Annotated in this window: 19 protein-coding genes; 3 read left to right on the top strand and 16 right to left on the bottom strand. The window is 43.5% G+C overall.

Annotated features, from left to right (window positions below; all coding sequences use genetic code 11):
• Positions 1–47 precede the first annotated feature (47 nt).
• The 8 genes from BLR15_RS04940 to BLR15_RS04905 form a co-directional block, all read right to left on the bottom strand.
• Positions 48–1,304 carry a hemolysin family protein gene (locus tag BLR15_RS04940; protein ID WP_331465669.1) on the bottom strand — a complete coding sequence of 419 codons (1,257 nt, stop codon included), beginning with the start codon at positions 1,302–1,304 and terminating at the stop codon, positions 48–50.
• 123 nt (positions 1,305–1,427) lie between these two features.
• On the bottom strand, positions 1,428–1,637 hold the full coding sequence (gene copZ / locus BLR15_RS04935) for a copper chaperone CopZ (RefSeq protein ID WP_092985278.1): 210 nt from the start codon (positions 1,635–1,637) through the stop codon (positions 1,428–1,430).
• Between the two features lie 30 nt (positions 1,638–1,667).
• Positions 1,668–4,052 carry a heavy metal translocating P-type ATPase gene (locus BLR15_RS04930; protein WP_092985276.1) on the bottom strand — a complete coding sequence of 795 codons (2,385 nt, stop codon included), beginning with the start codon at positions 4,050–4,052 and terminating at the stop codon, positions 1,668–1,670.
• Between the two features lie 21 nt (positions 4,053–4,073).
• Positions 4,074–4,376: a metal-sensing transcriptional repressor gene (locus BLR15_RS04925; protein ID WP_092985274.1), complete on the bottom strand. Its 303-nt coding sequence runs from the start codon at positions 4,374–4,376 to the stop codon at positions 4,074–4,076.
• 94 nt (positions 4,377–4,470) lie between these two features.
• Positions 4,471–6,252, bottom strand: coding sequence for a S9 family peptidase (locus tag BLR15_RS04920; protein WP_092985272.1), 1,782 nt, complete (start codon positions 6,250–6,252; stop codon positions 4,471–4,473).
• Between the two features lie 145 nt (positions 6,253–6,397).
• Positions 6,398–8,215, bottom strand: coding sequence for a purple acid phosphatase family protein (locus tag BLR15_RS04915; protein ID WP_092985270.1), 1,818 nt, complete (start codon positions 8,213–8,215; stop codon positions 6,398–6,400).
• Between the two features lie 172 nt (positions 8,216–8,387).
• Positions 8,388–9,548, bottom strand: a complete 1,161-nt coding sequence (locus BLR15_RS04910; RefSeq protein WP_092985268.1) for an aminotransferase class I/II-fold pyridoxal phosphate-dependent enzyme — start codon at positions 9,546–9,548, stop codon at positions 8,388–8,390.
• Positions 9,549–9,623: 75 nt separating this feature from the next.
• Positions 9,624–11,381 carry a hypothetical protein gene (locus BLR15_RS04905; RefSeq protein WP_092985266.1) on the bottom strand — a complete coding sequence of 586 codons (1,758 nt, stop codon included), beginning with the start codon at positions 11,379–11,381 and terminating at the stop codon, positions 9,624–9,626.
• Between the two features lie 114 nt (positions 11,382–11,495).
• Between BLR15_RS04905 and BLR15_RS04900 the strand changes: the two genes are divergently transcribed.
• Positions 11,496–11,684, top strand: coding sequence for a hypothetical protein (locus tag BLR15_RS04900; protein ID WP_092985264.1), 189 nt, complete (start codon positions 11,496–11,498; stop codon positions 11,682–11,684).
• 40 nt (positions 11,685–11,724) lie between these two features.
• Here the strand turns inward: BLR15_RS04900 and BLR15_RS04895 are convergent, their stop codons facing one another.
• Positions 11,725–12,891 (bottom strand): MFS transporter, encoded by a 1,167-nt coding sequence (locus BLR15_RS04895; protein ID WP_245696603.1) that lies wholly within the window; start codon positions 12,889–12,891, stop codon positions 11,725–11,727.
• Between the two features lie 30 nt (positions 12,892–12,921).
• Positions 12,922–13,971: a tartrate dehydrogenase gene (locus tag BLR15_RS04890; RefSeq protein ID WP_092985262.1), complete on the bottom strand. Its 1,050-nt coding sequence runs from the start codon at positions 13,969–13,971 to the stop codon at positions 12,922–12,924.
• Positions 13,972–14,169: 198 nt separating this feature from the next.
• Between BLR15_RS04890 and BLR15_RS04885 the strand changes: the two genes are divergently transcribed.
• Positions 14,170–15,234, top strand: a complete 1,065-nt coding sequence (locus BLR15_RS04885; RefSeq protein WP_092985260.1) for a branched-chain amino acid aminotransferase — start codon at positions 14,170–14,172, stop codon at positions 15,232–15,234.
• Between the two features lie 53 nt (positions 15,235–15,287).
• Here the strand turns inward: BLR15_RS04885 and BLR15_RS04880 are convergent, their stop codons facing one another.
• Both BLR15_RS04880 and BLR15_RS04875 read right to left on the bottom strand, forming a co-directional pair.
• Positions 15,288–16,034: a 2-keto-4-pentenoate hydratase gene (locus tag BLR15_RS04880; protein WP_092985258.1), complete on the bottom strand. Its 747-nt coding sequence runs from the start codon at positions 16,032–16,034 to the stop codon at positions 15,288–15,290.
• A gap of 112 nt (positions 16,035–16,146) precedes the next feature.
• Positions 16,147–17,658, bottom strand: a complete 1,512-nt coding sequence (locus BLR15_RS04875) for an anthrax toxin lethal factor-related metalloendopeptidase (RefSeq protein ID WP_092985256.1) — start codon at positions 17,656–17,658, stop codon at positions 16,147–16,149.
• Positions 17,659–17,916: 258 nt separating this feature from the next.
• On the opposite strand from BLR15_RS04875, the gene BLR15_RS04870 reads away from it, so the two are divergent.
• Positions 17,917–19,137, top strand: a complete 1,221-nt coding sequence (locus tag BLR15_RS04870) for a DUF819 family protein (protein ID WP_092985254.1) — start codon at positions 17,917–17,919, stop codon at positions 19,135–19,137.
• A gap of 71 nt (positions 19,138–19,208) precedes the next feature.
• Here BLR15_RS04870 and BLR15_RS04865 read toward each other — a convergent pair whose 3' ends face one another.
• The 4 genes from BLR15_RS04865 to BLR15_RS04850 all read right to left on the bottom strand — a co-directional run bounded on the left by BLR15_RS04865 (position 19,209) and on the right by BLR15_RS04850 (position 23,213).
• Entirely contained in the window at positions 19,209–20,162 is a 954-nt protein-coding gene (locus BLR15_RS04865) for a zinc-binding dehydrogenase (protein WP_092985252.1), read from the bottom strand.
• A 130-nt stretch (positions 20,163–20,292) separates the two neighbouring features.
• On the bottom strand, positions 20,293–20,802 hold the full coding sequence (locus BLR15_RS04860) for a thioredoxin domain-containing protein (RefSeq protein WP_092985250.1): 510 nt from the start codon (positions 20,800–20,802) through the stop codon (positions 20,293–20,295).
• Positions 20,803–20,872: 70 nt separating this feature from the next.
• Positions 20,873–22,147, bottom strand: coding sequence for an aminotransferase class V-fold PLP-dependent enzyme (locus BLR15_RS04855; protein ID WP_176754059.1), 1,275 nt, complete (start codon positions 22,145–22,147; stop codon positions 20,873–20,875).
• Between the two features lie 109 nt (positions 22,148–22,256).
• Complete coding sequence (locus tag BLR15_RS04850) at positions 22,257–23,213, bottom strand: LysR family transcriptional regulator (protein WP_092985246.1); 957 nt, start codon at positions 23,211–23,213, stop codon at positions 22,257–22,259.
• Positions 23,214–23,259 lie beyond the last annotated feature (46 nt).

The raw sequence follows: 23,259 nt of genomic DNA, 5'->3' as shown, positions 1-23,259 counted from the left end.
ATTATTAGATGCATAATAAAAAGCCCGTTTCACTGCGGGCTTTTTCTCTAATGGCTGTTGTCATCATTCTCATCATCTTCTGGTTCTTCTTTTAAGATTCTGATTGTACGGATTGTCTGACTTTCCATGACCACGACTTCAAATCTGAGCCCGAGTGCTTTATTTTTAAAAACATCTCCCTGGACCGGAATATCATTGAATTCTTTGAACAAGTATCCTGATAATGTATCTTCCTCTTCCGGGATTTCCGTTTCAAACTGTGTATTCAGCCGGTGGAGGGTGATTCTGCCGTCACAGATGATTTCATCTTTGGTCATTTTGTCCACGAGGGCATCACCTCTTACATCCGTCTCATCTTCAATATCAAATCCGAGCATGTTTTCAATGATGTCTTCGTGGGTGACAATCCCTTCCGTGCCGCCGTATTCATCCAGCACGATGGCCAGATGGCGGCGCTCTTTCGTCATTTTTCTGAGGACGGTTTCAACCGCATCAAACTCTTTGACCGTCAGAGGATCGGGATCGGAAAAGTCCATCAGACTTTTTTCAGGATTGAGCGACCATTTCAGCAGATACTTCGTATGGAAAACTCCGACAATGTCATCGAGATTTTCATCGTAGATCGGGTATCTCGTATGCATCAGACCTACAACCGTCTCAAGCACTTCATCATATGATGAATCCACTTTGATTGCATCCATCTCGGTTCTCGGTGTGGACATGATATCTTTAACGTTCAGATCCCGAAAATCCAGAATGCCCTTGATTCTGTTCCTTTCGCGGATTTTCAATACACCTTCTGCATTCGCAATATCAATCAGGTTGACCAGTTCATCTTTGGATACGGTCCATGCCGGCTGCTCGCCCCTCGATAAGATTTTAGTAATATTATCTGTTATAAAGTTCAATATTAACGTCAGCGGCTTGAAAATGATGATGATCAGGGTGATTGGCGGCCGCACGATATTGGATATCTGTTCAGGAAATGCTGCAGCAATCGATTTTGGTATGACTTCGGCGAATAAAATGATCGTCACTGTCAGTGCGGCACTTGCAATCGCTACGCTCCAGCCGTAATCGATGGCCATCGCAGTGACGACTGTAGGCAGTAAAATATTGGCGATATTATTACCGATTAATATGGTTGTGATGAATTCTCCCGGGTTTGACACGATCCCGAGCAGTTTTGCAGCTTTCTTATCTCCATCCTGCACTCTTGCCTGCAGTTTCACTTTATCCACTGCGGTTAATGCTGTTTCACTTCCCGAGAAGAAAATTGAAGTGAATAATAGAATTATGATCAAAAAGACCAAAAGACCTTCCCCTTTCTGTAACCCCTTATAACGCTCTATTATATTTCTTCAATTATATCAGATTTAAAAAGAAAATGAGCCTGTATCTTATCCAGATACAAGCTCATGATTTTATTATTGTACTACATCATATCCCTGGTCTTCAATAGCTTCATTCATTTCATTTACAGTAACTTTATCTTCTTCGTATTCTACCGATACCTGATTCGCTGATAAATCGACTTCTGCTTTACTGACACCGGACAGTTTGCCCAAAGCACCTTCCACCGAGCTTTTGCAGTGTCCGCACGTCATACCTTCTACTTTGATTGATGTTGTGTTCATATTGAATACCTCCATATTGATTATATATTATTATATTTTTACTCTTTTCAGTCTTAACGAGTTGGTAACGACACTGACCGAGCTGAATGCCATTGCAGCGCCTGCGACCCATGGTGCAAGAAAACCTAGTGCCGCAATAGGAATGCCTGCAGAATTATAGGCAAATGCCCAGAACAGGTTCTGTTTAATATTGCGGATTGTCTTGTGACTGAGGTTGATCGCTTTTGGAATCAGTGTCAGTTCACCGCCCATAATCGTAATATCCGCCGCTTCAATCGCCACTTCCGTTCCTGTGCCGATTGCAATTCCGATATCTGCAGTTGCCAGTGCCGGCGCATCGTTCACACCGTCTCCGACCATTGCCACGGATTTGCCCTGTGCCTGAACTTTCTTGACCTGCTCAGCTTTCTCCTCAGGCAGCACTTCGGCAATCACCGTATCGATATTCACTTCTCTTGCGATCGCTTCGGCTGTACGCTGGTTGTCGCCTGTGAGCATGATCACTTCAAGTCCCTGTTCGTGCAGTGACGCAATTGCTTCTTTTGCAGTGTCCTTCACAGTATCCTGCACAGCTACAATACCTGCAATTTCACCATTCACTGCGACCAGCATCGCTGTTTTACCGTCATATTCATATTGTGTCATTTCTGAATCATAAGAATCAACTTCAATGTTCTGATCAGCCATCAATTTCCTTGTGCCGACCAGAATACGGTCGCCGTCCAAGGTCGCCTCTATACCATGACCCGGTATTGCCATGAAATCATCCACTTCGGGCACATCGACTTCTTTTTCTGTTGCATAAGAGACGATTGCGGTTGCCAGCGGGTGCTCAGAACCATTTTCGGCAGCTGCAAGAAGCTTCAGAACATGTTCGTCACCTGTGAAGTCCGTCACTTCCGGCTTACCTTTTGTGATGGTACCCGTCTTATCCAGGATGACTGCATGAAGATTATGTGTCTTCTCCAGGTGCTCGCCGCCTTTGAATAAAATACCGCTCTCAGCACCTTTACCTGTACCGACCATGATTGATGTCGGCGTCGCAAGACCCAGTGCACATGGACATGCAATGACAAGTACTGTGATTGAGGCAATCAGTGCCGGTTCGAGATTATACGGTGATGCGATGAAGTACCATATTAAAAATGTCACAACCGCAATCCCGATGACGATCGGTACGAAGTAACCGGACACGATATCCGCCATTCTCTGGATCGGCGCCTTTTTACCCTGCGCCTCTTCAACCACTTTTATGATGGACTGCAGCGCTGTATCTTTTCCGACACGGGACGCTTCAACCACTACGTTTCCGTTCTGGTTGATTGTCGATCCGATCACTTTATCTTCAATGTTCTTTTCAATCGGAATCGATTCGCCTGTCAGCATCGACTCATCAACTGACGTTCTTCCTTTGGTGATCACACCGTCGGCCGGAAACTTCTCACCCGGCTTCACAACAAGAGCGTCGCCGACTGCGACTTCTGCTGCGGGGATCATTGTTTCGACACCGTCCCTTAGGACTCTGGCCTCTTTTGCCTGCATGTTCATCAATTCTTTTATTGCTCCCGAAGTCTGTGATTTCGCTCGGGCTTCAAGGTACTTGCCGAATAAAATCAATGTGATGATGATTGCACTAGCCTCAAAATATAAGTGCGGATGGGCCGTTGCACCGATGATCCATCTGTATGTTTCAAAGAGGCTGAAGCCGAATGCTGCCGTCGTACCCATCGCGACCAGTACATCCATATTGGCACTGAAGCTCTTTAAGCTTCTGTACGCACCGACATAGAACTGCCAGCCCAGTATGAACTGTACCGGTGTGGCAAATGCCAGCTGGAACCATGGATTCATAAATATAGCAGGAAGACTCATTCCGAACAGATGATCCAGCATTGTCACAAGTAACGGAAGCGACAGCAGTGCAGAAATGATCACTTTCCATTTCAATCTTGACAATTCTTTTTCTTTTTTCTCTTCTCTTGATTCAGCACTTTCCTTTGCCGTGGCGCCGTAGCCCAAATTGTCGATCCGGGCGATCAGGTCACCTTCCGAAAGGACATTCGAATTATACTCTATCACGGCATTTTCTGTTGCAAGATTGACTGTCGCATTGGAAACGCCGCCGGTCTTGTTCAGAACCTTTTCTATTCTGTTGGAACATGCTGCACATGTCATGCCTGAAATATCAAACTCGACCTCATCATACTGGACACCATAGCCCAGATTCTCGATTTTGTTCGTAATATCGTCCAGTTTGATATTGTTTTTATCATAATCGACGGTTGCCTGTTCTGTTGCCAGATTGACTTTGGCATCAACGCCGTCCATTTTGTTCAATACTTTTTCTATTCTGTTTGAACAGGCTGCACAAGTCATCCCTGTTACATTCAGTCTTGTATTTTCTCTGTTATCCACTTTTCCGGCCTCCCCGTTGTTTTATTTTGAGAACTGCTTCAGCACTGCCATCAGTTCTTCGATTGAATCATCGCCTTCGCCCTTGTCGATGGCATCAGTGACACAATGTTTCATATGCCTTTCAGTCACTTCATAACCCACGTTTTTCAGTGCGGACTGGATTGCGCTGATCTGAATGAGGATGTCTACACAGTAACGGTCTTCTTCAACCATTTTCTGTATCCCCCGGACCTGCCCTTCAATACGTCTTAAACGCTTCAGCACTTTATCCTTTTCATCATCCGTTCTTGGAATCACTGCGTGATCATGTAATGTATCTTCCATGTTCTTCACCGTCCTGTTTTTATTCGTTAACTGTATTATACCCTAACGGGGTATTAGTGTCAACAATAAAAAGCCCGCATATGCGGACTGTATATCACTGATGTTTATTTAAAAATTCAAGCATTGATTTATACACAAGTATTTCATTTTCTTTTTTGGAAAATCCATGGCCTTCATCATCCAGGACGATATACTCAACTTCCCGTCCGGCGTCCCTCAGCTTGGCCACGATCTGATCGGACTCTTCCTTGACGACACGTGGGTCGTGAGCCCCCTGGATGACGAGCATCGGCCTGGTCATCGTATCGAGGTATGTCACCGGGCTGTCAGTCTCGAACCGCTCCTTATCTTCAACAGGGTCACCTACCCACTGTTTCATGAGCGGCTTCCAGTGTTCCGGAACAGAATTATAGAATGTGAATAAATCCGATACCCCGAAAATATCCATCACCGCCCTAAAATACTCCGGATGACGGCCGTGAAGGAGCAGTGCCATATACCCCCCATAGCTGCCGCCGACAAGGAATAATTTTTCCGGGCTGGAAATACCCTGTTCAAACAGCCATTTGATACCTTCGACATTATCAAGTCTCGGGCCGTGGCCCCAGTCGCCTTCAACCATCTTGACAAATTCTGAACCATAGCCCGTGCTGCCTCTGAAGTTCGGACAGAATATATTGTAGCCGCGGTTTAAGAATATCTGGAACATCGCCCTGAAAGATTTACTCTCGTTATATTGCGGTCCGCCATGCGGCCAGAATATTGTGTATCCGTTCGCATTTTCCGGTTTTGCCCTGAAAAGCAGCGCCTCGATTTCCAGATCGTCGAAAGATTTGTAGGTGATGGTTTCAGGTTCGACCATATCTTTCGGAATTACCCCGAGCACTTTATTTTTGGTGATCTGTTCCCAAGACTCATTTTCGTACTTGAAAATATTCGTCGGCACCGTGGCGCTCGCACCTTTGATATACAATGCACCGCTCCTCACTGTTCTTATGACGCTGAAAGAAGTGACCGGCGCTGTGATCGGTTCCAGCTGGTCATGATTCAAATCATAATAGTACAGCTTTTCGACCACGCCTTTTTGAGTGAGGAGATACATCATATTCGTATAGCGGTTGAATTTGATCATCATCAGGGATTCCTTTTCAAAATCCAGCACTTTTTCAAATGATTTTGTCGTCAGATCATACTTCGCAAGGTAGCTGTAGTCCGAATCATAATTGGTGACAAACCAGGCCTCATCATCCTTGACAAATGTGATGCTGCCGACGGTATGCACCTTGTCGACATCCGGCGTCAAATATTCAATGCCCGCCTCGGTTTTAATGAAACCGATTATGTAAGTGTTGGCATATACGGTGATATATACCGAGTTATTTTCATCCTGTGAGACATCAACCAGATGTGTCGGACCGCCCTCGCCTTCATGCAGCAGTGTTTCCTCTTTTTTGTCGATATCGTAGACATATGAATTCAAATAGCTGTCATTGCCCTTTGAAGAAGTATAGTAGAGCCTCGAACCGTCTTTCGATAATTTAGAGAACATGAATTTATCTTTGTCTTCAGCATCGATCAGCTGTTCAGGTATACCCCCGCCGGGTGGTATCACATAAATTTTATGATTTTCATTGCCATCTTTATCAAAACCCGCCAGCACATACTCACCATTCGGTGCCGCCTGGATAAAGCTCATACTTTCATCCTTGCCGGAAAATTGATACGGATAATAATTCGGCAGATCCATACCGTATATATTCACTTTTCCATTCATGTTTGACGAAAAAAGCAGCTGCTTCTCATCTGCACTGATAGAAAAATCCCCTATGCTGTACGGTGTAAAATACTGCTCCACCGTCGTTTTTTGAAACTCCATTAAAACCCCTCCGTTATTTTATTGATCATCATAATTTTAATCGAGATTTGAAGGGAGTGCAATTTATGGGTGAAGACCTGTGGCGTGAGACCAAAAAAAAGAGACCGGCAATTGCGGTCTCTTTCAATATCAATTTTAAATATTATTATTCGTTGCCTTTGGCGATACCGAACTGGTCAACCAATTCCACAGTTCTTTCTTCACCTTTCAGCAGCTCGCCTTCAATCTGGTACATGCTGACAACAAGTTGATTGCCTTCTACTTCATATACCGCGAAGTTCTGGATGTGGGAATCCCTGTTGTTAGCATGGGCATCTTCAAATGCTTCAGTTTCCTGAGGCTGGTCGCCGTATGCGAACAGGCTGTTGTAGTAATCCATGTCTTCCTGAGTCATCCAGTCAAGGTCCGGTCTGACTTTATGCAGGTGGTCTACACCTTTTGAATAAACATCATCGTACTCTTTAGTACCGCCTGTGTTCGGAAGAATATATGTCGTACCTTCAGGATCATCCAGATATTCTACACCGTTGTCGCCGACGAATGTCTCAACATCTTCGACAACACCGTTTGAGAAGTTTTCATCAGTCGGTACATGTGTCAGAGAATGTGATCTTGAAACGACATGGTCGTGGCCCTGCAAAGCAAGGTCGACATCCAATTCATCGATCAGTGCTGTCAATTCTTCTCTGATTTCCTGGACATCTTCATCCTGCAGTGAGTGATATGACTTGGAGTAAAGTGGTTTATGGTAGTTCAGTACAACCCACTCCGCGCCGTTTTCACGTGCCTGTTCGATGTCTTCTCGGATCCATTCCATCTGCTCTTCACCGATTGCACCTTCATTCGGATTATCTTCCGATTCTTTGTTGTCGTTTGTGTTCAGAGTGACAAAATGCACACCGTTGTAGTCGAAGGAATAATAAGATCCGCCGCTGATGGCATCATTTGTGACCGGGACGTTCAAGTGCTCATTGAATTTTTCTGTAAACGGATCATCATTCCAGTCAAGTGCATATTCATCGTGGTTACCGGGCGCCACTGCCATAGCCGACTGCATGAAGTAAGGTCTGGATTGTTCGAAAATATCCACCCACTCATCTTCAACTTCAGCAATTTCCACCATATCGCCTGTGTGCAGTACAAAGTCTGCATCTCCGGCAGTATCGAGTGCACGCATCAGAGTGTCTGCACCGAATGCCGCTTCATTACGGACGTTTTCGTTCCAAAAAGCATTTTGTGTATCTGTATAATGGACGAATTTGAACGGATCTCCATCTTCGCCTGAAGTTTTGAATTCGCCGACTTCACTGATTTCACCTGATTCACTACCTACCTGATAATAGTATGTAGTATTCGGTTCAAGGTCTGTCGCCTGTGCCTTGTAGGAATATTCTGTGACGTCGATCAGGTCCAGCTGGCCGTATTCATTGCCGTACATCCATTCGCCGCCGTGTGCCTGTTCGTCAGTGTAGTAACCGTTGATGATCGGGTCACCGTTTTCATCAGTGACCGGTTCGCCTTCTTCGTCTTCTTCAACGTCTGCAAAGATGTAATATCCATCTTCATCACGCTCACCGTAGTGGGAAGTGACCTCTGTCGCTTCCGCTTCAAATTCTAATGTATCATCAAAGTTGCCGGATTTTGAAACCCATACCTTCGAGTCTTCAAATAAGTCTGTCGTATACCAGTTGAACCCCATTTCGCTTTCGGTTTCACCGTTGAAAGTTGCCGCAATGCGGTTAGGGATGTTATTAGCCTCTATGTCTGCAACTTCAGGTTTTTCATCTGTCAGAACTGGGTTGAATTCTTCAGTTTCAGGCGCGTCAGCTTCTCCAACTGGCCCTCCACCTCCGGCTGCTTGTGCAATGGGGCTGAACAATGAGGACAGTATCAGCAGCAGGGTCGCAAATGCTACGCCGAAAGTTGTCATAAATTTCTTGTCGTGAAACAAATTGACATTCATGAACAGTAAACCTCCCAAAAATTTTGATTGCATAGGAATCTCTTACAATTCTATTATAATGAGTCAATGTTCATGAAGTTTTAAAACGAAGTAAAAAAAAATTTACTTAAACACTTCTCTTTTTAGTTTAATGAATTTTGTTAAGCTTTCTTAATATGATGTGGTAAAAGTACTATTTCATATCCAATATTTTTATATATTTCTCAAGCCGGTCTGCCGCTTCCGTCAATTCTTCCATACTGCAGGCAAAAGAAAGTCTGATATGCCCTTCACCGTACTCGGAGAAAGAACGCCCCGGCACAACCGCCAGATGGACACTTTCAAGCAGGTCTGTCGCAAACTTGAATGAATCTTCTTCGTACTTTCTGATCGATGGGAAGATATAGAATGCACCGGTCGGTTTCGACACTTCGAGACCCATATCCGTCAGTCTCTTATAAATATAATCACGGCGCTGAATATAGGCCTGATTCATCTCCTTTGGCACATGGAGCTGGGTCGTGAGCGCTTCGATTGCCGCATATTGGCTCGGGATGCTCGCACAGATTGTGTTATAAAGATGTACGGCTGTAATATCTTCCATGATCACTCTGTGTGCGACCACATATCCGATACGCCAGCCGGTCATTGCATGAGATTTGCTGAGGCCGTTGACAACGATTGCCTTTTCTTTGATTTCCGGATACTTCGCAAGACTGATATGATCGCCTTCCAAAGTATTCTCACCATAAATTTCATCTGTAATGATAAAGATATCATACTTTTTAAATACTTCGACAAGCGCATCCATCTGCTCTTTTGTGTATGTGACGCCGGTAGGGTTGGTTGGATAATTCAGCAGAACAGCTTTGGTTTTTTCTGTAATATTCGATTCAATCAGTTCAGGTGTGGCGATATAATCCGTTTCAGACATATCGACGAATTTCGTCACTCCGCCTGAGAGTTCGATGATCGGTTCATAGCCCAGATAAGTCGGCGCAGGCACGAGTACTTCATCTCCCGGGTCGATGATCGCTCTTAGAACGCCGTCTATCCCTTCACTGCCGCCTACTGTGACAAGCACTTCGCCATTAGGGTCATAGTCCGCACCGCAGCTGCTTTTATAATATTCGCTGATCGCCTTTCTCAGTTCAAGCAGTCCCGTGTTGTGGGAATACTTCATGGGCTTTGTATTGATTGCATCTATCGCCGCCTGCTTCACCGGTTCAGGTGTATCGAAATCCGGCTGCCCGAGTGTCAGATCCACTGCATCCGGAAACTCTTCTACACGGTTGGCGAACTGTCTTGTGCCCGGTACTTCTATATTCTTCATCTTCTTATTTGCCTTTGGCATGATATCACTCTTCCTCTGTCATAGTCATCCCGATTATAACAAATACGTCTGCAAATGACTCATCATATAATGGTTTTATTCGTAAATATCCGGCACTGTGATGCCGTCATCATCGTAGGCACCATAGTCCCCATATGATGCAGCGACTTCTATATGAAGATACTCATTTCCGTGAAGTGCAGGGGCTGTGGAAATATAAGCCAGATGGGCAAAAGTTCCGTCTTCCTTATTCACAATGCCAACGACTCCATTTTCCATCGCTTCTTCGTCTGCACCTGTATATTCAACCTCGAACATATCTCCGAATACGTCATGTAAAATCATTTCATCACCAATGTCGTAAAGGTAGTAGTACTCATCATCTTCTAAGATTTCAATCACATCTTCAGTGTCAATGAACGCATCATAAAGGCTGGAATATGTGGCGTGAAATATTTCTTCGGCTTCACTGGATGGATCCTCTGTCCACATACCGTCCTGATAGGCAAATACACTGTCCGGGTTGCCATAATGGTGCGGTATGAATTCATCCGATGCCGGGTCGTGGATCTCGGAGTAAACCTCCATTCCCACCTCTTCATCCATTTCCGCAATCAATCCGACAGTATCTGATTGAAGTGGTTCTGAATCCGCACTGTCAAACACATCTATGGTCATGAAAGTTTCACCGTAATATGTTGTAACTTCCTCTTTCGTCTTCAATATATCCTCTATCGCTGCATCTGTCTGTTCAGCATTGTCAAGCATACTTGGAACGGGGGAATTCATTGCGAGCATTGAAGTCATTTCCATACCGTCTTCTTCACTGAACTGTTCTTCGGTCAGAGAAAAGTCAACTGAATCCGGTGCTCTGCCAATATTAGATGATCCTCCCCCGGCCGCTCCGGTTTCTTCTGCTGCCGGTGCGGTGACACCTTCGTCATCAAATGCACCGTACCCTTCAAATGACACGGCAAGTTCAATGTGAAGGTACTCATCACTTTGTGCGGCAGGCGCAGTTGTGATATATAATAATTCATCCATTTCACCTGTTGATTTATCCACTGATGCAACGACTGCATTTTCCATCTCACTTTCATCGGCACCCGTATACTCCACATTGAAAATGTTGCCGAAAGTTTCATGAAGCACCGCTTCGGTACCAATGTTATGAATGTAATAATATTCTTCATCCTCAGATACATTGATGATATTTTCCGTCTCCATGAACGCATCATACAGATTGGTGTATCTACCGTAATAAATATCTTCATCCGGTGAGAGTTCATCAGTATCTGTCCACTTTGTATCATCAAAAATGTAATATCCGTCTTCATCCCTGTAAAGATATTCTTCAAATTCTCCCGTTTCAGTATTATAATACTTTGAATAAGCTTCAGTGTGATCTCTCTCATCCACCTCGGCATTCATACCTTCAACATCCGATTGCGAAGGCTCACCTGAGTCTCCTTGAAAAACATGTATAGCGACAAAAGCCTCGGAATAATAAGTTGTCAGATCATCTGCAGGCATCAAAATATCTCCCGCATCCGCATCCGATTCAGAAGCACCACTCATCATTTCAGCCAACTCAGAGTTCATCTCCAGCATCGAAGTCATTTCAGAACCTTCCGTATCGGTCAATGCTTTTTCCTTCACAGAAAAATCCACATTACTTGCCGGCTCTATGTCTTCCGGTTCTGTTTCTCGGGCATTTTCTGTATCTTCTTCCAGGGCTTCTTCATCCGACTCCTCATCAGCCGCTTCAGAGATTTCCTCGTCAGTACCTTCTTCAGCCGTGCCGCATGCTGTCAGCATTAAAATACTCATGATTATCATTAACAAATATTTCATAATGACCATCCCCCATTTATGTTAAAATAACAGCAATTATATAAATATATTTCCCTAAGGTCTTCTTAATAATCTAAAAATTGTATATTTTTTTAAATTTTGGAGGGTTTTATTTTGAGTAAAAAGACAGTGAAAAGAATTTATGTGATTGGTATGATCATCTTATTAATAGCTGCCGTGTTGAATCTTGTTCTGGAGGAAACACTGTTGAATCCATTTATCATATTCGGCTTCATGTTCATATTGCTTGCAGTCAATATTTATAACAACACGAGGGCAGACGGTGAAGATCAACCAAAATAAAAACTGAACTTTTGCCCTGCCGGCGAAAGTTCAGTTTTCTTCATATCGTTAAATATTTTTCTTTTCTTCCATATACCATGTAATACAATACTGCTGAGATGACGACGATGATGGTCATCGAGTTATACAGACCGCCATACCCGATGAACGGGACAAGCTGACCGAAGATATACGACCCCACACCAAGACCGAAGTCCAGGCAGATGAAGAACGTTGAAGTCGCCAGCCCGACATTTTTCGGTTCTGCGAGTTTAATGCATAATGCCTGAATAATCGACTGGAAGTTGCCATAGCCGAGGCCGATCAATCCCCCTGCAAGCAGCAGCATCCATCCCGACTGTGCATTACCGAGGACGAGATACGCTGCGAACAAAACGACTAAAGCCGGATAGACAATGATATTGGCGCCCTTTCGGTCCATCAGTCTCCCGGTAAACGGCCGGGTGACCAGCATCACGATTGCGTTGACCAGGAAGAAGTAGCCCGCTGCCGTGCCGAGCCCCTGTTCATCTGCATATAATGCAATGAATGAGAATATCGTTGAATGTGCCAGGCAGATAATCAGTATCGTTGACGCAGCCGGCAGTGCGTCCCTGTCCACAAACTGAAATTTCGGTTTGGGTTCTTTCGTCAGATCGATCGTTTCATTATCCGTCTTGATGAAAATAGTAAAGACACTTGCAATCAATACGACCGTGAAGACAAGAAGGAACAGCATCTGGTAATCCACATATTCAAGCATGGTGAATGCGAGATAAGGTCCGATCGCCGTCGCCATGACAAAGCTCAGGCTGAAATAGCCGATTCCTTCCCCTCTCCGTCTTGCCGGCAGGGCAAGGGCCGCTATCGTGCCGACCGCCGTTGTCGTCACGCCGTTGGCAAAGCCGTTAAAAAACCTGACGATGAGCAGCATCCAGAAGCTGCCGGCAAAAAAGTAGAGTCCGTATGTAAGGATGAACATGATTGTACCGATATACATGATTTTTCTTGCACCCATCAGGCTCAGTTGATGGCCTGTGACGATTCTGCCGATCAATGATCCAACAATGAAGATCCCTGCAGCGAGACCTGCATTACTTGTCGAGATGCCGAACGCTTCGATTGCGTAGCCGCTGATGGTCACCATCAAAAGAAACATGGCCAGCATGATAAAGAAATTAAATATGAAAACTATGATAAAATCACGGGTCCATAAACGCTCCTGCACGCTGCTTCCTCCTAACTGTCCGTTTCTGAATTACAGCCTCTCCAATATTGAGGCAGTCACTTCTTCCGTTGAAGAATTACCGCCGATATCCGGCGTCATGATACCTTCCCTCAAAGTATCTTCAATCGCTTTCAACAGCCGGCCGCCCAAATCCTCATACCCAAAATGATCCAACAGCATTTTCGCCGTCCATATCTGGCCGACCGGATTCGCAAGGCCGCGTCCGACAATATCCGGTGCCGAGCCGTGGACCGGTTCGAACATCGAAGGATATTTCCCATTAATATTCAAGTTTGCGCTTGGCGCAATACCGATGCTTCCCATGATTCCAGCACCGATATCCGATAAAATATCGCCGAACAAATTACTTGCCACCACGACATCATAACGTTCCGGACGTGTAACAAAAGAGGCGGACAGTGCATCAATATGCTCAGATGTTGTTGAAACTTCCGGATATTCCATTGATACTTCTTTGAACACGTCATCCCAGAAAGGCATCGCATGGTATATCCCGTTGGATTTTGTCGCACTCGTCACCATACCGCTGCGGGATCCGGCGAGATTAAAAGCATATTCCATCGCCTGTGAAGTCGCACGTTTTGAGAATACACTGCTCTGGATTGCGATTTCGTGTTCTTCATGGAACATGCGTCCCCCGACTGAACTGTACTCACCTTCACTATTTTCCCTTACGACGACCAGGTCGAAATCTTTTGGACTGCCGAGCGGGGATCTTACACCATCAAAAACCTTCGCTGGTCTGACATTGATTTCCTGCTGGAATTCCCGGCGTATTTTTATGAGCAGCCCCCACAGCGAAATGTGATCAGGCACTTTATTCACATCTCCTACAGCGCCAAGAAAAACCGCATCACTTTCCTTCAGTTTTTCCAGACCGTCTTCCGGCATCATCTCTCCATGCTCCAAATAATAGTCACAACCGTAATCATAATGTTCGAATTCGAATTTCAGACCGCCATGCAGTTCTGCAAGACGTTCCAGTATCTTCAGCGCACCCGGCACCACTTCATGGCCGATGCCGTCGCCCGGAATTACAGCAAGTCTTATCGTCTCCATCACTTCACTCCTTATCTTTTCATTCATCATGATTCCATTATAACAAGTTCCATTCCTGTATAGGCCGTTGTTAGAAATAAAATTAAATTTTAAATAATCTGAAAACGTATTGCTTTATTAGTGTTTCCTTGATAAAATAAACACTAATTTTCAAATCAAGTAAGTGGCTTGTTTTTAAAGTTAGAAGGAGGGTCCATTATGGGACAAACAATACAAATCGAGAAAGCAAATTCATTGAAAGAAAAACCAGATGTATCAACGGTGAAATTTGGTACGGTGTTTACGGACTACATGTTCACATCGGATTATACACCTGAGCATGGTTGGGAAGAGCCTGCCATTGTGCCGTATAAAAATCTCGAGATTTCTCCCGCTGCAAACGGCATCCATTATGGACAATCTGTTTTTGAGGGTTTGAAGGCTTACAGAAACGGCGAAGATATTCTATTATTCAGACCGGATGAGAACTTCAAACGGCTGAACACTTCATTGGAGCGGCTTGCGATGCCTAAGATCAATGAAGAAACAAGCTTGAATGCACTTTATGAATTGATTAAATTGGAACGTGACTGGGTGCCAGACGGTCCCGGGCAGTCATTATATATCCGCCCGTTCATTTTTGCAGATGAAGCCTTTTTAGGTGTCAGATCTGCGAGAACTTACAAATATAATATCATTTTATCTCCGGTTGCCGGATATTACGGCGGACAGCTGGATCCGACAAGCATCTATGTCGAGGATGACTATGTCCGTGCCGTACGCGGCGGTGTAGGTGACATCAAATGTGCCGGCAACTATGCTGCAAGTATCCTTGCCCAGCAGAAAGCTGCTGAGCTTGGCTATGAGCAGGTGCTCTGGTTGGACGGTGTTGAACAGAAATATGTCGAAGAAGTCGGCAGCATGAACATTTTCTTTGTCAGGAACAACGAACTGATCACACCTAAGCTGAACGGCTCGATCCTTTCAGGCATTACAAGAAAATCCCTGATCCAGCTTGCCGAGTATAAAGGTTATACAGTCAAAGAAGAAAGAATACTTCTTGACGATCTTCGTGACGGCCTTCGTGACGGCAGTATTTCAGAAATCTTCGGTTCAGGTACAGCGGCGGTCATCTCGCCTATCGGCCGCATGAATGTCCACGGTGAAGACTACGTTGTCAATGACAACCAGGTCGGTCCTGTAGCGCAAGATCTCTATGATCACTACACAGGCATCCAGTACGGCACTTTGGAAGATCCTTTCGGCTGGATCGTCAAACTGTAAAACATCAAAAAATCCTGCATCTCCCAAAATTAAGATGCAGGATTACTTTATCTTTATTTCACTTCAAGAGTTACTGTGCCTATATTTTCATATTCCGCCTCATACAGACCTTCTTCCAAATCAAGCGGTAAATTGAATGTGCCTGAGGAAACGATCCATCCAGCTTCAATCTTTTTACCCTCTTCATGCAATTTTTGGACCAGCCATTTCACCGCTTCGGCGGGATGTCCCATGACTTCGCTTGAACGCCCTTGTTTAATCACTTCACCGTTGTATTTCAGCGTCCCTTTAATATCATCCAGATCCTTATAGTTGAAGTACTCACTGTTTCCGAACGTGACACTGCCGGCAACCGCACTGTCTGAAACAACTTCATATTTCGATGCATGCGGGAACCAGTCTTCGTAGCGCCCGTCAGGTATTTCAAGACCCGGGGCAATCATACATTTACCTAAAATATCTTCAACAGTATCTTCAGCTGTCAGATCCTCCTGTACCAGAAACACCAGCTCCATTTCCAGTTTCGGTATATTATAATCCGACAGTGACGCATTATTAATTATGTTCTTCTGAGTATATGCACCATATAACGGTTCGTCGTGATCAAACATCTCCTGTGTTTCTTTACTCGTTAAACTGACCTTGTATCCTCTAAGCACTTCCTCATTATCTTCAGTTTTCAATTTCAGAACTTGATCCTGGATCTGATAAGCCTCTTCAATTGACTGAACATCAATACTGCCAAGTGCTAACGGCACTTTTTCTATATAAGCTTCATACAATTCATCAGCTGTTGACATGGAAATCCTCCTAAAATGTAGTTATATGAATGATATCATTTTATCCTTTAATTTTCACAATCACCAATAAAAAATACCGGACTGTCATCAGTCCGATATTCGGGTAATCATTCTACTTCCTTAAAACTTTGATCAGCACTGCTGAGGCAACTGCCAGTATCAGCAATATTACCGCTGCTATAAAAATAATGTAGTTGCTGTCAAAAGCCGGACTGGCTGCCGTTTCACTTTCTTCATCTGTTTCAACCTGTGAAGTTTCTCCGGTCTCAGATTCTTCCGATGAACCTTCCTCTGCTGTATTGTCACCTTCTGATGATGACTCTTCCGATTGAGTTTCCTCGGCAGTCTCCCCGCCGGTCTGTTCCTCTGACACCTCATCTTCAGCATTTTCATCTTCCGTTGAAGTCTCTTCCGTGGAATCTTCTGATTCAGACTGCTCTTCTTCAGTCGAATCTGTAATGTCTTCTTCAGGTCTCTCCGCTTCTTCCATCGAAGCCTCTTCTATTGCCGTCAGCAATGCTTCTGCAGTTTCATCAACAGATGACTGCTCCTCGACATTTCCTTCATCAGTTTCAGACAGCAATTCCTGTGCATCATCCAGTGCGCCGTTTAATTCGTCTGAACGTTCAGCTTCCGGAATCTCTTCGGCCTGGCTGATCGCTTCTTCCAATTTTGAAACATCAATATCCGGTGCCTCTTCTTCCTCTTCAGAATCATCCGGTTCCGCTGATGTTGCCGCATAACGGAAGAAAGATGTGAATAAAGCATCGCCGTCAGCATTTAACGGTTCAACGTAAAACTCATAGTTCGTATTCGTCTCAAGATCTGTCGCTTCGTATTCACTCTCAGACACATTGTCTACAAGCTCACCATTTTGATAAATATTGTAAGATTCAGCGTTGTCATGTGCATCCCAATGAATTGTCATCGTATTTCCGGTGATCTCTCCGAAGGATACAATCCTGTTATGCAATGTATCAATGTAGTCGTATGTCTGGGGGGCTCTCGACTGCAGTTTATCCCGTTCTTCCCCGCCGAGATAATACATTGCAAACACTTCTGCAAAGTATTCACTCGGTACATCAAAATACTGCGGCACCTCATGGTCTCCAAACAATGCATCTTTTTCAGCCGCCATCAGTTCATTGAATTCCGATGTTGAACTGAATGTAAACCCGGCAGTATAGCTGTCCACCGCATGTGCATATTCGTGCAGTTCCAGATTGATGGTCGAATGTCCATTCCCCGGGTCACTGTATCCTATTCTCGCTGCTGTCGTAAATCCTCCGGCTCCAGGTACATCATCCCAAGTGCTGGCGCTCTGTTCCCAGCCTCTCGGCACCGTGCCGGACAGATGCTGGAATTCAGGCAGGTCGGTCAAAGGCACATCCATTAAAATGATGCTCACTCCAGACCGGTTGGTTTCATATAAAATTCTTGAATCTACATTATTCAGCCTTTCTATCATCTGACGCGCTTCAGCATCATTTGAATCATCCGTTGTCCGCACTTCAATCATATCAGCCAGATTTTGATCCTGAGCCGAAATATTCTGATTTAAACCGATAAAAATCAATAATCCAATAATTAAACCTGTCATCAATTTCCCAGTGTATTTGTGCATGGAACAACCTCCCTTCGGAAGTAATTTTATTTGTTCATAATATTAATATATGAGTATAGAACATTCCCCGGTGACTTTCAAAGAATTTCATGCTCACTTTAAATAAAAAGCTCTATATTTTTCCGTTATATTTTTATTCCCTAAGAAGACGGCAGGTAATCTAAAAGTTTACATATCACAATAAAAATCTGTTAATTATTAATTTCCTTTTTTAATAGTGATATAATCGATGCTAACTAAAGCAAGGGGGTATATAAAATGGATGTTGAAGTGAATTCCTTGATTTCACCGGATCAGACATGGATTTTATGGGCTTTTCTAGTGGGATGGGCAGCAATCAGCATCGTACTTGAACAAAAGTTTACCTGGGCATCAAAACTGTCAGGTGCAATCATTGCTCTGGTCGGTGCAATGCTGCTCGCCAACATGCAGATCATACCGGTCGAATCACCTGTTTACGATGCTGTATGGAGCTACGTCGTACCTTTATCCATACCGCTTCTGCTCTTCCAATCGAATATCGTGAAAATCTGGAAAGAAAGCGGACGTCTGCTTTTGATTTTCCTGATCAGTTCAATCGGAACCGTGGCCGGTGCCATCGCCGGTTTCTACATCCTGCGGTCATTCATACCGCAGATTGACATGATCGGAGCAATGCTGACAGGGTCCTACACGGGCGGAAGCGTGAACTTTGCAGCAATGGCCGCCCGATTTGAGGTGCCTGAGGGAATAGTTTCATCCACAGTGGTTGCAGACAATTTATTAATGGCTTTATATTTTTTAGTTTTAATTTCAATACCGACCATCAGTTTCTTCAGAAATAAATTCGGCACGCCTTATATTGACGAATTGGAAAAGAATGCGGATAACGATAATCAAGCCGCTTCGTACTGGCAGAGAAAAGAAATTTCACTCAGTGATATTGCCCTGGCTGTCGGTACATCTTTTGCGATTGTTGCGGTTTCTTTTACATTGGCTGAATTTTTCACAAATCTGATTCCTGAAGATGCGAATGTATTCCTGACGATTTTAAGAGGTATCATCGGTGATGACTACTTGATGCTGACCACTCTGACGTTACTGCTGGTCACCCTGGTACCCAAGTATTTTGAAAGTATCAACGGTGCCCAGGAAATCGGCACGTTTTTAATCTACATCTTCTTTGTTGTCATCGGTGTGCCTGCATCCATTCCGCTGATCATCCAGAATGCACCGATCATTCTTGTTTTCGCAGCAATCATGGTCCTGGTGAACATGATCATTTCATTCGGTGTCGGCAGATTTTTCAAATTCAACCTTGAAGAGATCATACTTGCAAGCAACGCCAACATCGGAGGGCCGACAACAGCTGCGGCCATGGCGATATCAAGAGGCTGGGTCAAACTCGTCGGACCGATTCTGATCATTGGGACACTCGGCTACATTATCGGCAACTACCTTGGCACGATGATCGGTTTGTGGTTTGGCAGCATGATGTAAAAATTTTAGAAATGAAAAAAGCCTGGGACGCAGTAAAAAATCTGCATCTCCAGGCTTTTATTTATCAAAAATTATTCCTCCATGTTTGCAACTAAACGTCCGGTCACTTTGTTATCTTCCAGCATTTGAATACCTTCCGGTATTTCATCAAATGTGATTTCAGTGATTTTCGGACTGACTTTGCCTTCGGCCATCAGCGTGTACATATCTTCGATATCCTGTTTAGTACCGCCGTTGCTTCCGACAAGCGTCGCCTGTTTCGTAATCATGGAAGTGACATTGACAGTCGTTTCAAGTTTACCCATTCCGACCAGTACGACTTTACCCTGGAATGCTACAGATTCAAGCGCTTCACGTGTTGTGATGTCGAATCCTGCATAGTCGATGATAACTTCAGGTTCAAATTCTGCAATTTCTTTAACATTTTCATAAACGCCCGCTGCTCCTAAATCTTTTGCAAGTTCTCTTGCTTTAGGGTTTGTGTCGATTGCATACACTTCAATATCCTGTGCAATGGCCGCTTCCAGTGCAACCTGGCCAAGACCGCCGATACCGATCATGCCGACTTTCATACCCTTTTTGATGCCGCCTTTGTTGAACGCAGCATGATAGGAAGTCATACCTGCATCCGTTCCGGCTGCAGCAGCCGCAAATGAAACACCGTCAGGAATTCTGACCAGGTCTTCAGCAGGTGCCAGTACTTTTGTACCAAAACCGCCGTCATATGCATAGCCCGGTGCAGTGCCGCTCGGCCCTGTCGGACATACCGCGACCTTATCACCGACTTTATAGTCCGTCACACCATCGCCCACTTCGCTGATGACACCTGCAATCTCGTGGCCCATAATGACAAACAGTTCGCCGAGTAAAGCCTTCCAGCCTTCACCCCTTAAAACACCCACGTCCGAGTGGCAGAGACCCGCCACTTTCATATCGATGACAACTTTTCCGGCTTCAGCCTTTGGATCTTCTTTTTCAACGAGCTCCAACGGTTTATTTGTATCAACAAATTGCCAACCTTTCATTGATATCCCTTCATATTATGTTATTTTTTTCACAATTTAATTATATCAATAAAACCTGAAAATTACCAATATTTCGGGTTATGAGTAAAATAAAACAGGACACCGGAAATCAGTGTCCTGTTTTATGAATTTATAGACTCTCCAATTTTGTTTTGAACGCCTCTGCGATTTCGGCATCTTCACCTTTAACGGGGAAATCAAATTTTTCTCCATCAATGAACACTGTCGGTACCACTCTGACACCGCGCTCGGCCGCTTCAGCTAATATTTCTCTCGTACGGCCGGCCTGTCCAACTTGTTCAACAAGATCCAATGCTTCCAGTTTCATAAGCGTTTCTTCAAAACTGCCAGTCCATTCAGGTCTTGTTTCGAGCAGCTTCTTCATGTCTTTATATGCTTTTTCAGGCTCATCATAATTTAAATAAGTGGCCGCCACCGTACCTTTCAGCAATGCTCCATTCGTACGGTCCACATGCTTGATGACATGTTTGATCTTGCCTGATTCAATATACGGTGCATAAATTTCATCGATGACTTTGATATAAGTCGAACAGAACGGGCATCCTATATTGATATAGGATTCTATCGTCGTTTCAGCTTCATCTGAACCTAAAACCAAGTGTTTTACTTCATTTGACATAATCAATTCCTCCTCATTAATTCAAATTCTACCTATATACAAGGAATTATTGAAATTAAATGCTTGCCGTCTACATTTCATCAATCATTTTTGTCACTCTTAAAAATTCGTCTATATCTTCAGCATTGTGAACATGAACCGGGGAGACTCTTACAAGTGATTTAAGGCCTACCGCTTCCAGAATACGTTTCGAATAATGACTTGAGGCTTCTCTCGCAAATACCTGGATATTATTTTTTTTATATATTTCAACTGCCCTGTTGTTGGATATATTGCTGAAGGACATCGCTAAAATCAAATCCTGATTGATGCCATTCGCTTCTTCAAAATGAATCGTCACATTGTTAAGATGTTTCGTGCCTTTTATTGACTCAGAACCATTTAAAAGTCTGTTCAATATCGCCTGCTCCTGTAAGGTAATTCTTGTCATGCCTTCTTCAATCAACATTCTTCTGTCATCACTTTCATTGAAATAAAAACCGATCTCACAAATGTAATCCACAATCTTTGAGAACGATGCATAATGTGCAGGTGTCGCACTGCCGAGATCCCAGTTTGTTTCATCAGTGGCTAGAAGCCTGTGATGCGGCAGGCGCGCGAGCCTGTCCGACAGCCAGGCAAAGCCCACGCCGCGCAGTCCGAACATTTTGTATGGCGCGAGATTGATGCCGTCCACATGGCATCTGCTTAAATCGATCAGTTCATGCGGTGCACCCTGTACAGCATCCACTATGATGATTGCTTCACTGTTTTTCTCATGAATCGCTTTTGTGTACTTTTCTAAATCATGCATGGCACCTGTGATATTCGATGTCAGTATTAAAGAGACGATCCTTGTATCATCATCAATATGTGACAGCAATTCCTCTAAAAATACACTGCCTGTACTGTGATCCGCTTCAGCCACTCTTAACTCATGGCCGTACTGCTGCGATGAAAATTCACATGCATCGTAAGAAGATGGATGTTCTATCGCAGTCGTCACGATATTGCCCTTTGGTAAATCCATCGCTGCCACTGTAATCATTTCAAAAATGATTTTTGAAGCGGTCAAAGAGATTGCGATTTCTCCACCTTCTGCGTTCAGCAGTAAACGGATATCCTCCTTGCCGTCAGTGATATCCTGATTGATCTTCTGAGCAATATCATAATCTCTGACAGGAGAATCCGGTATCATTGATATCTCTCCGTATTTTTCCAGTGTGGATTTTAACCTTAACGCACCACCCGCATTTTCAAAAAATATTCTTCTGTTTCCATTTATATCATCATTTAAATAATAGAACTGCGCTCTTAATTTATTCTGCAGCTCATCCGGGAAAAATTTGGTGTTTCTCTTCTTCATCATTCCATCCCCTTTTTCATTTTTAATCCGCCCTTTATAAAAAGTTTATCAATCTGTCCAAATATAGTAAAAGTCGGATATTAAATATTTATTATTAACAAAATTGATATTATAATTGAATTTCTAAATTGGTTCCCTCATCGTTCAACTGGATTTTATTTTCAGTCAAACTTTTGTAGTTCAATATATCTTTATGAATGTTTCCTGCATTTTCATTATTTTGATCATAGATTATATAACAGATTCTATACGGTTTATCCTGACTGAATCTAATGATTTGCAGATTACTTTCCTTAGTAAACTGCTTTGCCATCGAGACAGGAATGATTGCCCAATATTCCTCTGATTTTAAAAATTCATTAATCAGTATACCTGTGTGGGTTTCTACACCCAACGTTCCGCCGTATCCGAAATGCTTTTCATGCCATAAGGTAAATACGTGCCCCCAATTTATATACAGTTCTTTTGTTGTATCGAGAGAATCCAAAGTAACTGACGTTCTGCTCCCCAGCTTTCTATTTAAAACCAATACCAGTTCTTCTCTGAAAAACTCTTCTTTAATTATTGATTCAGACACTCTTTCCTGAAGAATAAAACCCATATCTACAGTATTATCTTCCACTAATGTATAAATTTCATTGGACTGGTGAGTTCTGAAAAAATAGCTGATTGATGGATGATCACCGACCATACTGCGAAATACATCGTTCAAGACAAAATTGTTGATACTATCCACTCCGGCAATAGAAATACTTTGATTATATTCTTTTTGTTTCAGCATTTTTGAATCAGTCATCAACTGCTCCCATTTTAAAGCAATCTTATAAAAATTTTCTCCTTCGTTAGTTAAGTTGATCGAAGTGATGCCTTTTGATCTTTCGATAAGTCTGACTTCAAGTTTTGTTTCCAGAGCTTTTATTCTCTGACTGATTGTAGACTGTGATATAAATAAATTTTTAGATGCTTTTGAGATATTTCCAGATCTGACGACAGCCAGAAAAGCTTCAATTTCAGATGTATTCATTCTACCTCTCCAAATAACGTGTTTTATAATAATTAATTCCATTATATCGTATTTTACATTATATAAACGGTAATGCTACTCTAGTTGT

The organism is Lacicoccus qingdaonensis (assembly GCF_900101075.1).
Lineage (GTDB): Bacteria > Bacillota > Bacilli > Staphylococcales > Salinicoccaceae > Lacicoccus > Lacicoccus qingdaonensis.
This window is presented reverse-complemented; position numbering and strand designations above follow the sequence as displayed.

Excerpts from the sequence above, each read along its gene's own strand:
- copZ (WP_092985278.1), bottom strand. The coding sequence starts at position 1,637 with ATGAACACAACATCAATCAAAGTAGAAGGTATGACGTGCGGACACTGC.
- BLR15_RS04925 (WP_092985274.1), bottom strand. The coding sequence starts at position 4,376 with ATGGAAGATACATTACATGATCACGCAGTGATTCCAAGAACGGATGAT.
- BLR15_RS04920 (WP_092985272.1), bottom strand. The coding sequence starts at position 6,252 with ATGGAGTTTCAAAAAACGACGGTGGAGCAGTATTTTACACCGTACAGC.
- BLR15_RS04915 (WP_092985270.1), bottom strand. The coding sequence starts at position 8,215 with ATGAATGTCAATTTGTTTCACGACAAGAAATTTATGACAACTTTCGGC.
- BLR15_RS04910 (WP_092985268.1), bottom strand. The coding sequence starts at position 9,548 with ATGCCAAAGGCAAATAAGAAGATGAAGAATATAGAAGTACCGGGCACA.
- BLR15_RS04905 (WP_092985266.1), bottom strand. The coding sequence starts at position 11,381 with ATGAAATATTTGTTAATGATAATCATGAGTATTTTAATGCTGACAGCA.
- BLR15_RS04890 (WP_092985262.1), bottom strand. The coding sequence starts at position 13,971 with ATGGAGACGATAAGACTTGCTGTAATTCCGGGCGACGGCATCGGCCAT.
- BLR15_RS04885 (WP_092985260.1), top strand. The coding sequence starts at position 14,170 with ATGGGACAAACAATACAAATCGAGAAAGCAAATTCATTGAAAGAAAAA.
- BLR15_RS04880 (WP_092985258.1), bottom strand. The coding sequence starts at position 16,034 with ATGTCAACAGCTGATGAATTGTATGAAGCTTATATAGAAAAAGTGCCG.
- BLR15_RS04875 (WP_092985256.1), bottom strand. The coding sequence starts at position 17,658 with ATGCACAAATACACTGGGAAATTGATGACAGGTTTAATTATTGGATTA.
- BLR15_RS04870 (WP_092985254.1), top strand. The coding sequence starts at position 17,917 with ATGGATGTTGAAGTGAATTCCTTGATTTCACCGGATCAGACATGGATT.
- BLR15_RS04865 (WP_092985252.1), bottom strand. The coding sequence starts at position 20,162 with ATGAAAGGTTGGCAATTTGTTGATACAAATAAACCGTTGGAGCTCGTT.
- BLR15_RS04860 (WP_092985250.1), bottom strand. The coding sequence starts at position 20,802 with ATGTCAAATGAAGTAAAACACTTGGTTTTAGGTTCAGATGAAGCTGAA.
- BLR15_RS04855 (WP_176754059.1), bottom strand. The coding sequence starts at position 22,147 with ATGAAGAAGAGAAACACCAAATTTTTCCCGGATGAGCTGCAGAATAAA.
- BLR15_RS04850 (WP_092985246.1), bottom strand. The coding sequence starts at position 23,213 with ATGGAATTAATTATTATAAAACACGTTATTTGGAGAGGTAGAATGAAT.